Raw genomic sequence first — 15,438 nt, forward strand, 5'->3', positions numbered from 1 at the left:
GGGAAGAACTGGCCCTGCGGGATTGTGCATCGCACCATGGCAATGCGCAATCCCGGCTTGCCGATTTGGTGTTACTTCCCCGGCTGCAACCGCACCGCAAGCCCGCCGCCCGGCGCTAGCCACGACGGCAGAACATCGCCCTTTTTCATCTTCAGCGTGGCATAGGCAATGCGATGGCGCGCCTCGGTTTCATAGGTCGCCCCTTCCCCATCCTTCCAGATCGTCGCCGTATAGGTCTTGCCCGGATCAAGGAAATCGAGCGTCAGCGCCACATTGCGCGCGGTCGCATCGTTTACCCCGCCCACATACCAGTCGGCACTGTTGCGGTCCTTGCGGGCAAAGATTGCGTAATCACCCACTTCCCCTGCAATCAGGTGGCTTTCCGCCCAGTCGGCGGGCACCTGCTTGATAAAAGCCAGTTCCTTGGGATGGGCCTCAAGGCTTTCGATAAAGTCCGCCGCCATCTGGATGGGTGAATAGATCCCAAGATACAGCCCCAGCTGCTTGGCTAGCGTCGATGCCAGCGGCACCTTGTTCGCGCCTTCAAGGCTCAGGATGCCGGGGGTATAGTCCATCGGACCTGACAACATCCGGGTATAGACCAGCGTGGGTTCATGGTCCGGCCCATTGGCGAACTGGCCCCACGCATTGTATTCCATGCCGCGTGCGCCTTCGCGGTCGATCCAGTTGGGATACGTGCGGCGCAGCCCCGTATCCTTCACCGGTTCATGGGCGTTGATGGAAATGCGATATCGGGCGGCGGTTTCCACCACTTTCAAGTGGTGCTGCACCTGCCGCTGCCCGTCATGATATTCCGCGCGATAGGTGCCGGGGGCATCGCCGGGAGCCAGAATACCGCCCGCATCGGCCACATATCCTGTCTTCACCGCGCGCACGCCGAGCTTGTCATACAGCTTCATCGCGTCTTCAAGCTGCGCTTCATAGTTGGCAATATTGCCGCCGGTTTCGTGGTGGCCGATCAGCATGACGCCTTTCCTTGCGCCATATTTCGTCACCGCTTCCAGATCGAAGTCGGGCGTAGCTTGGGTATAGGAAAAGTCCTTGCCACTGCCGAACCAGGTGCCGTTCCAGCCCTTGTCCCAGCCTTCCACCAGCACCCCGCCAAAGCCGTGCTTCGCGGCAAAGTCGATATATTGCTTCGTCCGGGCGGTGGTCGCACCATGGGTCGGACCTTCGGCCCACGACCAGTCCCCCCGGATCATGCCCCACCAGATGCCGATGTATTTCATCGGTTTCACGTAAGACACATCGCCGATCTTGTTCGGCTCGTTGAGGTTCAGCTCCAGATCGTTCTCGACCAGCCCCTTGGCGCTGTCGGCAATGCGCACTGTCCGCCATGGCGTGTTGAACGGCAGCGTCCGCGTCACCTTCGGGCCATTGCCCGATGGCGAAAGGGTGGCGCGAAAAGATGTACCCGTCTGCCGCTTCAGCCACATGGCCGAATAATCCACCAGCGCCGCTTCATGGAACGCCAGATGCGTGCCATCAGCCAGCTTCATGGTGATCGGCGTATGCGCGGTGGAAACGCCGTCGATTGCGGTCTTTTGATAGACCTGTTCGTAGCGGTTCCATTCGCCGCCCGGAATCCACCATGCGGTGCCGTTCTGCGCCACGGCGAACTCGGTTAGTTCGTCCGCAATCTTCATCACTTTCATCGCGCCCTGTTCGGGCAGTTCGTACCGCAAGCCGAAACCATCATTGAACAGGCGGAAACGCACGTTCATGCGCCGCGCGCCCCAGTCGGCGCTCTGTTCGAACTTCACCAGCAGTTCGTTGTGGTCATCGGTCACAAACCGGCGCTCACCCCAAGGCTGCTCCCACGTTTCCTTGGCGCTGGCCTTTTCCGATCCGACGATCTTCTGCCCGCGCTGCATTGTCGCGCCATCGCTGACAATGAAGCCCAGCATCGATGATCCGATCAGCAGCTTGCCCTTGCGGGTCAGGCTGTAAAGCGGATGCCCGTCGTTGTCGGTGGTGACCGACAGAACAAGGCTGCCGTCAGGTGACGAAGCCGTTACCGCTTCTGCCAGAACAGGAGTCGCAAAGGCGCACGAAAGGGTCAGCGCCAGCGGCGCTGCATAAGCCAGAAGATTCCGCATCAGATCCTCTCTTCGATCAACACCGCGCCAAATGGCGGAAGCTGTCCTTTTCCTGCGCCGTTGACCGACGCGATTTCGCTTCCTTCCCGCACCAGCCCTTCGGGCCAGACTGCCGGGTGGGATGACAGGTTGAACAATCCTGCAATCGATTGTTTACCTGATGTGCGGCGGATCGCAAGTAGGCATTCGTCTGCATGAAGCACTTCAAAGCTGCCAACGCGCAGGGCGGGATTATTGCGGCGCAAGCGCAACAGGTGGGTGGTCAGGTTCAGCAGCGATTGCGGATCGGCTTCCTGCCTGTCCACCCCGCGCGACAGGTTCTCTTCCCCCAGCGGCAACCAGGGCGCCCCAGTAGTGAACCCGCCCTCACCCGATTGCACCATCCACGGCATCGGCGTGCGCGCACCATCGCGCGAAAGCGTCAGCGGCCAGTTGGCAATGGCTTCGGGATCTTGCAGCATTTCAAACGGGATATCGACTTGCGTCAACCCCAGTTCCTCGCCCTGATAGACGATGATATTGCCGCGCAACGATGCGAACAGCATGGCTTTCAGCCGGCCAAAAGCCTCGCGATCTTCGGGCACACACCAGCGCGAAAGCGCGCGCGGGGCATCGTGGTTTTCAAAGGCCCAACTTGGCCAACCCAGCCCCGGCTCATCGGGCCACTTGGCCACCGCCTGCTGCACAAACTGCGGCGTCAGCTTGTCGGCATACAGGAAATCGAAGCCATAGGCGCTGTTCAGGTGCTGCTCGCCCGCAGTGAAGGCCTTCATCTCCGTCTCGGCCAGATCGCCCCCCACTTCGGCCACGGTGAACACCGCGCCATAGTCATCGCACAGGTTCCGCACCCGCCGGATGAACCCGATAATGTCCGGGTGCGACTGGTTGTAGATCTTCAACTGGTAGTCGAAAGGCCGCGTTTTGCGGCGGCCATCATCGGGCGCAGGCGGATTGTCGCGCAGGGTCACGTCGTGCATCAGGAAATTCAGCGCATCGAGACGGAACCCGTCCACACCCCGATCCAGCCAGAACTTCATCACCCCCAGCAGCGCCTCCTGCACATCAGGATTGTGCGCATTCATCTGCGGCTGGCTGGACAGGAAATTGTGCAGAAAATATTGCCGCCGCCGCGCATCCCACGTCCATGCCGGGCCGCCGAACACCGATTGCCAGTTTGACGGCGGTGACCCATCCGCCTTGGGATCGGCCCAGACATACCAATCCGCTTTCGGATTGTCCCGATCCTGCCGGCTTTCCACAAACCACGGGTGCAGGTCAGACGTGTGGGCATAAACCTGATCGATGGTAACCTTCAGCCCCAGCTCGTGCGCGCGGGTGACCAGCGCGTCGAAATCCTCCAGCGAGCCGAAGATCGGATCGACCCCGCAATAGTCCGCCACGTCATAACCAAAGTCGCGCATGGGTGATGTGAAGAAGGGCGAAATCCAGATCGCATCCACGCCAAGCCGCGCAACATGGTCAAGCCGCGACGTGATGCCTGGCAGGTCGCCAATGCCATCACCGTTGGAATCACAGAAACTGCGCGGGTAGATCTGATAAATGGCCGCTCCGCGCCACCACGGGGACGACTGGTGCGCTTGAGGTGCGTTTAGGTGCGTTTCAGGATTTGTCATCAGGGCAGGTTTCCGGGGAGGGATCGACACGGCAGATAGCGCTGCCAAAGACGCGAAGATCAAGCAAGATCGAACGCCGTCGAACAGGGGCTGTCCAGCCAGCCCCGGCACCAATTGCATGACCCGCACTTCAGGCATACACTCAGCCGCGTCGACCACGGGACCACACCGGGCGGCGGGAGGAAACGGAGCATGGGGCGTAGGCCGTCCAACAAGCCGACCAGTTTCGACATCGCCTATCTTGCAGGCGTTTCGCAACCCACCGTCAGCCGCGCTCTACGCGGCAGCAAATCGGTAAGCCTTGCCACCCGGCAGAAGATCGAAGCGATTGCCCGGCAGTTGGACTATACGATCGACAAGGGCGCCTCACTACTGCGTTCACAGCGATCTAACACGCTGGCCCTACTGCTTTTTGAAGAACCGACGGCGGGTGAAGCGAACATTAACCCGTTCCTCCTCGGCATGCTGGGATCCATCATCAGGCACTGCGCAAATCGAGGACAGGACCTGCTGATCTCGTTTCAGAAACAGGATGACGACTGGCACAAATCTTATCAGGATAACCACCGGGCCGACGGGCTTATTCTGCTGGGCTATGACGATTGCCCTCTCTCCAAACCGCGCTTGCGGCAACTGGTGCGGGCAGGCACGCATTTCGTGCGCTGGGGGCAAGCGGACAATGACCCTATCGGTGCGACGATAGGGTCCGACAATTTCGGCGCAGGGCGCCTTGCCGGCGAACACCTGCTGGCGCGCGGGCGCAAGCGCATTGCTTTTCTGGGAGAAGTGGATTCGCAGCACCCCGAAGTCGAACAACGCCATGCTGGACTGGAAGCCGCCATGCTTGCCGGAGGAATAGCACCGGACCGCGCGTTGCTGGTCAATACGGTGTCCGGCGAAAATGGCGGATATGCCGGTGCGCGCCAACTCAAGGCAACCGGACTTCCGTTCGACGCAATATTTGCGGCCAGCGACCTCATTGCCATCGGTGCAATGCGCGCACTGGCCGAAGTAGGCCAGACTGTGCCGGACGATGTCGCCGTGGTCGGTTTCGACGATATTCCCGCAGCCAGCCTGAGCACACCACCCCTGACCACGATCATGCAGGACACCCGTCTTGCGGGCGAAGCGCTGGTGGATTGCCTACTGGCGCAAGTGGAGAGCCGCCCTCACGCCTCGCGCGTGTTGGCAGCAAGGCTGATAGCGCGCGCGAGCAGCGGCGGCTGACCGGATGCGGTATTCGTATGCGCATCGATTGCAGAGGGCGTAAGTTTCTGCGACGTAAGACCCTGCAATCGATAATTATGCCGCGCAAGATGGCCGCATATGGGCGTTCCGCACAGGGGCAAATGCCAGCAGTTCCGGCATTTTCCAACGGTGCTTGACGGTGCAGTTTTCAAGCTGCGCCAACGCGAAGATCAAGAGGATATTTCAGCATGAGCAAAAGCGGACTAATCGGCGCGGTGGAAGCTGGCGGCACCAAGTTCGTCCTGGCACTTGCCACGCCAGAGGGTGAGGTATTGGCCCGTACCCGCATGCCGACCAACACCCCTGCCGAAACGTGGCCCGCGATGGAGGCGTTTTTTCGTGAAGAAAGCGCCCGGCATGGCGCCATCGCCGCGTTTGGCGTGGCCAGCTTCGGCCCCATCGATATCGATCCTGCCTCGTCTGCGTATGGCACTTTTACCACCACGCCCAAGCCGGGCTGGCCGGGCGCACGTTTTCATGATCCTCTGTCAGGGTTTGGCGCGCCAATCATGGTGGATACCGATGTGAATGGTGCGGCGATTGGTGAATGGATGGCAGGTGCAGGCCAAGGTTGTCGCACCGTCGCCTATACCACCATCGGCACCGGCGTTGGCACCGGCATAGTGCAGGATGGCCACTCGCTGATGGGTTTGTCGCATTTCGAAAGCGGGCATATCCTTCCACAGCACGACCGTGCGCGCGATCCTTTCCCAGGCATCTGCCCGTTCCATAACGATTGCCTTGAAGGGCTGGCGTGTGGCCCAGCCATCGAACGGCGCTGGGGCAGAAGCCTTGACCAGTTGGGGCAGGATGAAGTGGAATTGGTGGCGGACTATATCGCCCATCTCGCCAGCACGCTGGTCCTGCTGCACATGCCCGATCGGCTGATCTTTGGCGGCGGGGTGATGAAGGCACCGGGGCTGATCGAAGCCGTTCGCGTGGCCACGGCGGAAAAGCTCAATGGTTATGTGCAGCATCCCCGCCTTGATGCCGGGTTGAAAAGCTACATCGTCACCCCCGGCCTTGGCGATGATGCTGGAATTACCGGAGCCATCGAACTGGGCCGTCAGGCGCTTATGCGGATGTAGAACGCCCGTGCAGCGCCGTCGCCGCGCAAAGCCCAAGCCTCACCGGAAAGGCAATGCTGCAATGTGAGGCAGGCCGCTCCCCGATCCGCAACAATTTCAATACTGCCATGGTCGAGCCAGATTTCCACTACTCCGCCACCTGTGATGTCCATGGTGCTCACATGGTCAAGTTGCGGGGTCACGGGATCACGCCGTATCACCGTCAGGCGGCCACTGACAATCCGGCAATCGATTAAACGCCCGGCATCGTCCGTCAACGACAGCCATGTATCGGCTTGACCGGATAGTTGCAGCATGGACGCTGCGGATACGGGATGGCAACCCTCTCCTAACTGCAATGTTTCGCTCTGGTCGAACAGGGCGCGGCAGGCAGGTTCAATCTGCTGCACAAGGCGCAGGTGTCCGTCAATTCTGCGCAATCCCATGCGGCGCGGTAGACTCATCGCTCCACGCCAGCCCTGCTTCGGCAGATGCTTCTGCACCGCATGGTTGCCCATCCACCCGACCCATACCGGTCGCCCCATGCTGTCGCGTGGTTCCTGCCAGCCAATTGCGGCATAGAATTCATCGCCGTGGTCAGCCACCAGCCATGTGGTTTCGGGCGTGAACCGGGCGCCATCGAACTGACCGACGCGGTAAAGCGAGCCTGATCCAGGCGCGCCTGACAGCACATCGACCTTGAACAACCAGCGGGTTTCGTCACTGCCTTCAATGGGCAGTTCGACCATATAGGGGCATTCCCACAGATGCCCCGGTGCATCGTCGCGCGGAACCTCGGACAGTTCACGCCAGTCTTTCAGATCGGGCGAGCTGTAAATCAGCGCTCGGTTTTCATCGGAAAGCACAACCGCCATAATCCACTGCCGCAATGGTTCATGCCAGAACACGCTGGGATCGCGGAAATCGGCCATCTTCCGGTCCAGCACAGGATTGCCGGAAAACTTGGTGAACGTGCGCCCACGGTCGGTGCTGCTGGCGATCGCCTGAAACTGGTGCGGCCTGTCCGTCCGCGCGCCGGTATAGATCGCCACCATGGCGTCTGCGCCAAACCCGGCGCTGTTGGCATAGTCTATCACCGCCGATCCTGAGAAAATCATGGTGTTGTCTTCTTCCGCCAGTGCAACGGGCAGTTCGCACCACTGGGCAAGGTCTTTGCTGACAGCATGGCCCCACGACATATGGCCCCAATCCTCGCCATGAGGATTATATTGATAGAACATATGCCATTCGCCATCGTGCCAGATCAGGCCATTGGGATCGCTGAGCCAGTTGGCGGCGGGGGCATAATGATAGGCGGGGCGCATCTAAGGGCCTTTCAGCGGGGCGGCGGAGCGGGCACCACGTCAAACGCGATGGTCATGCGTTCGCCATCGGCAAACGGGGCGGTGCCGTGCCACATGGTTGACGGAAACAGCGCAAGACGGCCGGGTTCTGGCGTGATTTCCCCGTAGGGTTTCAGCGGCAGATTCAATTCGGCTGGCGGTGTGCCGAAGCGCAGGTTGCCCGCAGGTGGCGGGCCGAGTTGCGACGCTTCCGGCACCGTGATGTAAAGCGCGGAACTGATCCAGCCCATGGGATGCGTGTGGACGGAATGGTATCCACCGGGGCGCAAGTGAACCGACCAACTACCTGAAAACAGGAAATTTTCACGCGGCGCGGCGAGCAGCGGATGGGCTGGATCTGCGGCAGGCAGATCGTCAATGTAACAGCGCACCACCTGTTCGATCTTACGCCGGACATTGGCGATCACCGGATCAATCCGCAGCAAAAGCGGGCGCTCGGTTTGCGTACCGCCTCGGACCGATTGTTCATGATAAGGCTGCTGCGTGGTGTGCAGACGGCGCAAGCTGTTTGCTAGTTCTGAAAGATTTTCAGACGTTAAATCAAGATTATAAGCCCGGACATAGCGCATCCCGCCATCCAGCCACTGCGCGCGTGAATCATCCAGCAGTCGCCAGGCCAGCGTGATGTAGGACCAGAAGGCGCGCATGGTGGGCTGGCCCATGTGGCGAGTGCAGATGTCGCGGGCGCGTTCAATCTGTCCGCCGCGCAGGAAATGGCGGACGCGGGCCAAGTCGAGTCCGACGTCCTGAACGTGTTCGACGGCATCAAAAAGCGCTGGATTATCAGATTTTTCCCCGCTTTCGCTGGCGATCAACAGCTTGCCCAGAACGGAAGCCTGTCGTTCTCCCAGATGCGCTTCGGCATCGGCGATTACGGCGCGGGCAGTGTCCCATTGGCGGGCGGTGGCAAGAGTGTGGAACCATGCCATGCGCAGGCCGAAATTGCCGGGGTCGCGTTCTATGCTGGCGGGAAAGCTGCGTGCGAAATCTGCCTGTCCGGCAGTGGCGCGAAGGCCGCACAGGCAGCGGTGGCCGTCGATCCATGCAGGGTACCGGGTGAGTAATTCTTCAAGTAATTCCTCGGCTTCCGCCAGTCTGCCTTCGGCTGCCAAGGCGCTGGCCCGGCTGCGTTGAAGGTCCAGTCTGTCGGGCAAAAGCAGGGCGGCGCGGGCGTAAAGATCAGCGGAATCGAGGCCGGATTCGAATGATACCTGAGCGACACCTAAAGCGACATTGGCGTCCGCTGGCGCATGGCGGGCGGCATCAAGAATGGCCTGAAGGGCACCGTCCATGTCCTGAATTTCGCGCAACGCGACGGCACGTTGCAAAAAGGACTGCGCGTCTGTCATCCCGCCTTGCAGTTTGCTGCGATGAAGCCTTCATGCGTTGGTTGTTGCAGCGCAGCATGAGCCATCGCCGCGCGCAACTTGGCCAGCCATTCGCGGCCATCGATGCCGCGATAATCCGCCAGCGGATCGGTGCGTTCGGGGAAGTTGTGCTGACCGATATGAACCGCCAGCCATGATGGTGGGCCGAACAGATCGGCATCGCGCTGGACCAGGCGGCCATAGCGGCGGAAGTGGTCGATCTTGGTCGCCAGCGTGTCGGGAATGTCCATCGCCGCGCAATAACGCCACAATGCGGAATCATCGCGCGTGGTCAGTTTGTAGTGCAGGATGATGAAGTCGCGGATGCGTTCAAATTCGCTGGTGGCGATACGGTTGTATTCCTCGATCACGATGGGATCGAAAGTACGGTCCGGGAAAAGCGCCAGCAGTTTGGAGATGCCCGCCTGAATCAGATGGATCGAAGTGGATTCCAGTGGTTCCATGAACCCGCTGGACAAGCCGATGGCGATGACGTTCTTGTCCCAGAACTTTTTGCGGCGACCGGTGACGAAACGCAAGGGGCGAGGGTCGGCAAGTGCCTTGCCGTCGAGCCGGGACAGCAGCTTTTCCGCAGCTTGGTCTTCGGACAGGAACTGGCTGCAAAAGACGTAGCCGTTGCCGGTGCGATGCTGCAACGGGATGCGCCACTGCCAACCTGCCTCGCGCGCGGTGGAGCGGGTGTAAGGCGTTAACGGATAGGCATTTTCGCAAGGTACCGCCATGGCCCGGTCGCACGGTAGCCAGTGGGTCCAGTCTTCGTAACCTGCCTGCAGAGCACCTTCGATCAACAGTCCGCGAAAGCCGGAGCAATCGATGAACAGATCTGCTTCGATGCTGCGCGCATCTTCCAGCGTGACGCCCATGACGAAACCGGTCTGCGCATGCTGCTGCACGCTGGCGACCTTGCCTTCGATGCGCATGACGCCTTTGGCTTCGGAATATTCGCGCAGGAAGCGGGCATAGAGGCCCGCATCGAAATGATAGGCGTAATCGTAAGTGGACAGGACATTGCGCTGATTGGGCATGGGCGGGGCGAAGCGGTTCTGCTTGGCCAGTGCCCATGCCATTGAATGATCGTCCAGCGGCGCATCGTCACCCGCATCACGCGCGCGCAGCCAGTAGTGGTGCAGGTTGACCATGTCGAACGCGCGGCCATGGGGGCCGAACGGGTGGAAGTAGCGGTTGCCGAACTTTGCCCAGTCGACAAATTCGATACCGAGCTTGAACGTGCCCTGTGTTTTGCGGACAAATTCACGCTCATCAATCTGGAGTGTTTCGTTGAAGGTGCGGATCGGCGGGATCGTGGCTTCGCCAACGCCTACAGTGCCGATGTCATCGGATTCAACCAGCGTGATTGTGCAGTTGTGGCGCAAGGCCTGCGCCAGCGCTGCTGCTGTCATCCAGCCTGCGGTGCCGCCGCCAATGATGGCGACCGAACGGATCATCTGGTCGGAACCTGTCATGCACTGCCCTCTCTACGGCCATTCCGCTTCATGCATATCGCTCTACCGGCGATTTTGGAACGGAAGGGCGGTGACGCCAATGACGCCCCGCCCCTCCCTTCATCCGTCACTTCGCGACCCGAAGGAACGGCATCTGATCCTGAAGATCAGAAGTTGTAGCGCACTGAAGCCGAGATGGTGCGGCCAAGGGCTGGTGCGCCGCCGATCACGGTCGGATTGACCGAAGCATCGGCAATGCCGCCGTTGCCGCGAAGGTCGAACGTGTCGAACAGGTTGTAGACCTGAAGACCCAGTTCGAGGTTCTGGATCGGATAGACGCGGACGGACGGGTTGAAGATGGCCTTGCCCGGATATTCGAACCCGGCGCTGTCGATTGCGCTGGTCTGACCCGTCACTGCCATGCCGACAGTGGCGATGTCTGCCAGATCATAATTGGCCGACAGGGTGTAGATCAGATCAGGTAATACCATCGGCGCGGGTGTAGCTGGTGGCCCCTGCAGCCTGCTTCTTGGCCTTCGAATAGGTGGCGTTGCCGACAAGGCTGAAACCACCGTTACGATAGGTGCCGAAGAATTCTGCGCCGCTGGACTTGTACTTGGCGTCGATGACGCAACCACCAGCACCGCCGGGGCAGCGCGTGGCTGACAGTTCATAGGTCGACTGCTTGAAGTTGCCTTTCAGCAGGGTCAGTTCAACCGTGAAACGCCCACCCAGCAGATCGCCACGGCTCTTGATGCCGAGTTCATGCTGCGTGACGAAGTCCACCGACGGGGTGACGCCATCGGCCGAACAACCGTTGGAGCCGATGTCGGTCGAGGTGCAGAGCGCGCCATCGTTGCGGATCTTGCCGCCCAGGGTCTGACGGTCACCATTGAAGCGGCCACCACGCGACGTGCGGGCGAAGATCGACAGGTTGGGCGATGCCTTGAACAGACCGCCGAAGGTGTAGGAGGTGTAGCTGCGGGTGTAGTTCAGATTTTCACGCACGCCGTTGGACGTGATGGTCGGGATGGTGACGCCGTTGCTGTCGATGTTGAATTCGTTGCCACCGCCAATGGCATAACCGCTCGCCTTGACCCGTTCAAAACGGACCGAGCCATCGACGCCGAACATGTCATGGTCGAAATCGAGCGACATGTATGGCGCGGTATTGGCATAGGACAGGTCATAATCGCGGGCGCAGCAATTGCCCCAGTTGTTGTTGTAACCCGACGTGCCAGCCTGCGTCAGCTTGTTGCCCGCACTATCGAACAGGTCGAGCTGCGAAGGGTTGTCGCCGTTCAGTTCACGCAACGACTTGTTGACGTGCCAGTCCATCGCGATCTTCTGGTTCATGTAGAACAGACCGCCGCGCGCGGTGACCTTGGCCGAACCGATATCGAACTTGCCCGCCAAGGTCAGATCGTTGGCAAAGCTGCCGATGTCGCGGATGTTGGTGCGCACATTGACGTTGTTATCGAGATAGGTGTCGGTGAAGAGCTGCCCGGCTTTTGGCCCGCTGGCATACCGAATGGCGGCCACAGTGCTGCCATTGACGGTGGAGCCGAGCACGCTGGACGTGGTGGCAGTGTTGAGGAACGGCGAGGTGAAGCCACCGCTCATCTTGGTGTAGCGCATGTTGTTGTCGACGGTGATGCCGCTGTCGAAATCATAATGGAACTGGCCGCCAAACGACTTTGCGTTGGTGGTGATGCCGTCCATCTTGACCCGTTCAAGATTGCCTTCGCGGTTGTAGATCAGGAAGTCCTGATTGTAGATCGAGTAGTTCGAGCTGTCGCGGCCATCGAACCCGGCAAAGGGGCGGATATTCGTCACCTTCTTGCCGTTGATCGTGGCGAGAGCGGGTGCGCCGGTGTAGTTCGGCTCCTGCGTGTCGGCATATTTGAACAGCAGGCGGAAATAGCCCTTACCGCCGTCAAATTCCTTGGTCAGATTGCCTTTGACCTGGATGGAATCCGACACAGTGTAATCGGCGTGGAGCGGTCCGCGACCATTCTTGAAGAAGCCGCCGACGTGGAAATAGGTGCTGTCGTTGATCGGACCACCATAGCGGAAATCAACCTTGGTTTCATCATAGCCAAGGCCCTTACCAACAGAGACGTAGCCGCCTTCCTGTTTGCCGGTGTGGCTGATATAGTTGATGACCGCGCCCGGTGCCTGCGAAGCGAAGGTGGTGGCCGAACCGCCGCGAACGCCTTCGATATTGGCGACCGATGCGTCAAAGCGGGTCCAGTAGTCGTTGTTGCCGAACTGGATATCGCCGAACAGGACGGTAGGCAGACCGTCTTCCTGAATCTGGACGAATGGCGAACCACCGGTGGCGACCGGAAGACCGCGAACCGCGATGTTCGAGTTACCGCCAGGACCGGACGTCCCCGCAACCTGAATGCCCGGAATGGTGCGGAAAACTTCGGCTTCCGATGACGGCTTCAGGCTGGAAATGGTTTCAGCCGAGATCGAGCTGACCGATACCGAGGTGTTGAGCTGGGTCTTGTCGCGGCCGGATGCAGTGACAACGATGGCGTCAAGGCCGACATTTTCAGGAACGGCATCGGCGCTTTCAGCCTGCGCTGCGTCCTGAGCCATTGCCGGCGCAGCGAGCATCGCACCAGCAAGGGCGACGAACGAGGCGCAAGCGTAAAGGGGTGACTGCTTCATATTTCCTCCCACCAAAGCATGTCCTGCGTTGCTTCACAGGACTTGAGTCATTCTTTGGATAGACCTGACAACAATCGTTTGCAACATGTTTTGACAATCGATTGCATAGTTCGTGCGCAGAACGTGTATGGCGTGGCTTTGCTGCAACATAAGGTGCAACACGGAGCCTGTGCAAACGGTCGGTCACAGCATGGCAAAGGTGGGTCGCAGAAGCGTGGTAGTTGGCATGGCGGTTGACAGTCTTGCCTTTGGCGTCGCATCAACCGGTTCGCCCAGAATGAACAGGCTTTTGCGCGGCCACCCGATCAGGATATCCGGTTTCGATGAACGACGCCCACACACGCGGCAAAATACGGAATATTGCGGAACTCGCGAAAATGGCGGGGGTTTCAGCGGGAACGGTTTCACGCGCGCTGGCCGACAAGGATCTGGTCAACAAGGAAACGCGCGAGCGCATTCAGGCGCTGGCCCGCGAATACGGCTTTCGCCCCAATCAGATGGCGCGGCGCTTGCGTACGCAGCAGACCGGGGTGATCGGCGTGGTGATTCCGCTGGGGCATGAACGTCGCCAGCATATTTCAGACCCGTTTTTCATGACGCTGTTCGGATATCTGGCGGATGAACTGACCGAAAGCGGGCACGATCTGATGCTGTCACGCGTGATACCCGGCGATGACGAATGGCTGGACCGGATTGTCGATTCCGGAATGCTGGATGGCGCGCTGGTGATTGGGCAGTCAAACCAGACCGAGGTGATCGAGCGAGTGGCCGAACGCTATCGCCCGCTGGTGATCTGGGGCAGCCACCGCGAGGGACAGGCGCAATGCACCGTGGGCGTGGACAACCGCGCGGGCGGGCGAATTGCAGCGCAGCGGCTGATCGCACGCGGGGCGACGAAGCTGGCGTTTTTTGGCGATGCCAGCGCGCCCGAAATTGCCGAGCGGCTTTCAGGCGTGAAAGATGCGGTGGATGCCACGGGCGGGCTTGCCAGCCTGCGCAGTTTTTCAACCCATCTGGCGAGCGAGGAAATGGCCGCGCAGATTGCCGCGAACCTGGGCGAACTGAATGGCGCGGTGGACGGGATCGTTTGCGCATCGGACGTGATTGCCATGACCACGATCCGGCTGCTGCATGAACTCGGTGTGGCGGTGCCCGAACAGGTGGCAGTGACCGGGTTTGACGATCTGCCGCTGGCCACGCGCATGGTGCCGCAACTGACCACGGTAAAGCAGGACATTGCGGCCGGCGCGCGGGCGATGGTGGATGCGCTTCGCCGCCGGATTGGTGGAGAGGATGCCCCCTCCACCGTAATGGTGCCGGAACTTGTGGTGCGTGAAAGCGCCTGAGGTTTCAGGCCAGTTTTACACTATCGCCCTTGAAGCGCAGGGTGAAGCGCGGGGCTGGTGTGCCGCCGAAATTGCTGCGCAGCAGTTCGGGATGATCGGCCACCTTGCGGCCGTGCATGCCCCAGTAGTCGACAAAGCTCCACACTTCGCCTTCGCCGGTAACCCACCAGCTGTAGGACTGGGTGGGTTCGTCATCGGGATTGGCGCAGACCAGACCGCCGGTGTTGACCGGACGCCAGGGACCGTCGATGCTGTCTGACACCATGGCATAGAGGCCATTGGGACCGGCGATGGCACCGGGCGCGAAAGTGTGGCGCTGGGTGGACCAGAACAGATAGTAGCGGCCATTGCGCACGATCACATGCGGGCGTTCCAGTTCGTTGTTCACGCCGATGGCTTCGATCAGTGGATCGCCGGGAACCCATTTGCCGTCTTTCAGCGTGGCGATGCCGATATTGCCGTTGAACGGATCGTCCGACCATGCGGCGCTGCCGGTGAACAGGATGTGCGCCTTGCCCGTGGCCGGATCGCGCATCCATGCCGGATCGCGAAAACCCTTGATAAGGCCGGGTGCGCCCTGATCCTGCCGATCCAGCACATAGCGCACTCCGTCAGCAGCAAAGATTTCAAGCGGCGACCACCATTGGCCCGGCCCATCTGCGCCCAGCGTGCCCTGACTGACGTAGATACGCTGTTCGAAGGTGAGCGGGCTTTCACCGCGCCGTCCGGCGGCAGTGAAAAAATGCTGCACGGTCTTGCCATCATCCATCAGCACGGCACACCCTGCCCATTCGCGACTGCCGGGGGTCATGCCATCGGGGAAAGCGTTGCCGTGATCCTGCCAGCCATCGTCGCCGCACGACAGCAGGCGGATGCGGGCATGGCCGTGGCGATCCACAGGATCGGGGAAAACGGGCGATGACAGGAAGAACCACCACTGACGGCCCTGATGCAAGACCGTGCGGCCATCTTCATGCGCCAGCGGCCAGCAATCCCACAGGTCGAGATGATCGAACAGACGCACCACGTCACCCTTGCCGATGGGCGCAATACGCGGCGGACTGCCATAGCCGGAGGGTTGCCAATGCGTAGCTGTGAATGGTGCAATCGATTGATGAGATTGCGAAACTTCGGACATCTGGGGGTTCCG

General features: G+C 60.4%; 11 protein-coding genes. 3 read left to right on the forward strand and 8 right to left on the reverse strand.

Going from position 1 to position 15,438, the window contains the following annotated elements; all coding sequences use genetic code 11:
- Positions 1-71 precede the first annotated feature (71 nt).
- Both OVA07_RS12280 and OVA07_RS12285 read right to left on the reverse strand, forming a co-directional pair.
- Entirely contained in the window at positions 72-2,120 is a 2,049-nt protein-coding gene (locus OVA07_RS12280) for a glycoside hydrolase family 97 protein (RefSeq protein WP_268171708.1), read from the reverse strand.
- A complete protein-coding gene (locus tag OVA07_RS12285; RefSeq protein ID WP_268171709.1) occupies positions 2,120-3,754 on the reverse strand; it encodes an alpha-glucosidase in 1,635 nt (544 codons plus the stop codon). The genes OVA07_RS12280 and OVA07_RS12285 overlap by 1 nt, the downstream gene beginning before the upstream one ends.
- 192 nt (positions 3,755-3,946) lie before the next feature.
- Between OVA07_RS12285 and OVA07_RS12290 the strand changes: the two genes are divergently transcribed.
- Both OVA07_RS12290 and OVA07_RS12295 read left to right on the forward strand, forming a co-directional pair.
- Positions 3,947-4,981 (forward strand): LacI family DNA-binding transcriptional regulator, encoded by a 1,035-nt coding sequence (locus OVA07_RS12290; protein ID WP_268171710.1) that lies wholly within the window; start codon positions 3,947-3,949, stop codon positions 4,979-4,981.
- Positions 4,982-5,190: 209 nt separating this feature from the next.
- Positions 5,191-6,090: an ROK family protein gene (locus OVA07_RS12295; RefSeq protein ID WP_268171712.1), complete on the forward strand. Its 900-nt coding sequence runs from the start codon at positions 5,191-5,193 to the stop codon at positions 6,088-6,090.
- Here the strand turns inward: OVA07_RS12295 and OVA07_RS12300 are convergent.
- The 5 genes from OVA07_RS12300 to OVA07_RS12320 form a co-directional block, all read right to left on the reverse strand.
- The gene (locus OVA07_RS12300; protein WP_268171713.1) at positions 6,069-7,394 is read right to left on the reverse strand and encodes a glycoside hydrolase family 32 protein; all 1,326 of its coding nucleotides are present in this window, start codon (positions 7,392-7,394) and stop codon (positions 6,069-6,071) included. The genes OVA07_RS12295 and OVA07_RS12300 overlap by 22 nt on opposite strands.
- Positions 7,395-7,405: 11 nt before the next feature.
- A complete protein-coding gene (locus tag OVA07_RS12305; RefSeq protein WP_268171714.1) occupies positions 7,406-8,761 on the reverse strand; it encodes a putative 2OG-Fe(II) oxygenase in 1,356 nt (451 codons plus the stop codon).
- 17 nt (positions 8,762-8,778) lie between these two features.
- Positions 8,779-10,284: a tryptophan halogenase family protein gene (locus tag OVA07_RS12310; RefSeq protein ID WP_268171715.1), complete on the reverse strand. Its 1,506-nt coding sequence runs from the start codon at positions 10,282-10,284 to the stop codon at positions 8,779-8,781.
- Positions 10,285-10,430: 146 nt separating this feature from the next.
- Entirely contained in the window at positions 10,431-10,754 is a 324-nt protein-coding gene (locus tag OVA07_RS12315; protein ID WP_268171716.1) for a TonB-dependent receptor, read from the reverse strand.
- The gene (locus OVA07_RS12320) at positions 10,741-12,942 is read right to left on the reverse strand and encodes a TonB-dependent receptor plug domain-containing protein (protein WP_268171717.1); all 2,202 of its coding nucleotides are present in this window, start codon (positions 12,940-12,942) and stop codon (positions 10,741-10,743) included. The genes OVA07_RS12315 and OVA07_RS12320 overlap by 14 nt, the downstream gene beginning before the upstream one ends.
- Positions 12,943-13,265: 323 nt before the next feature.
- Between OVA07_RS12320 and OVA07_RS12325 the strand changes: the two genes are divergently transcribed.
- Positions 13,266-14,288 (forward strand): LacI family DNA-binding transcriptional regulator, encoded by a 1,023-nt coding sequence (locus OVA07_RS12325; protein WP_268171718.1) that lies wholly within the window; start codon positions 13,266-13,268, stop codon positions 14,286-14,288.
- Between the two features lie 4 nt (positions 14,289-14,292).
- On the opposite strand, the gene OVA07_RS12330 is transcribed toward OVA07_RS12325, so the two are convergent.
- Positions 14,293-15,426 (reverse strand): glycoside hydrolase family 68 protein, encoded by a 1,134-nt coding sequence (locus OVA07_RS12330; protein WP_268171719.1) that lies wholly within the window; start codon positions 15,424-15,426, stop codon positions 14,293-14,295.
- Between the last annotated feature and the right edge of the window lie 12 nt (positions 15,427-15,438).

It is taken from the genome of Novosphingobium sp. SL115 (assembly GCF_026672515.1).
Taxonomy (GTDB): Bacteria; Pseudomonadota; Alphaproteobacteria; order Sphingomonadales; family Sphingomonadaceae; genus Novosphingobium.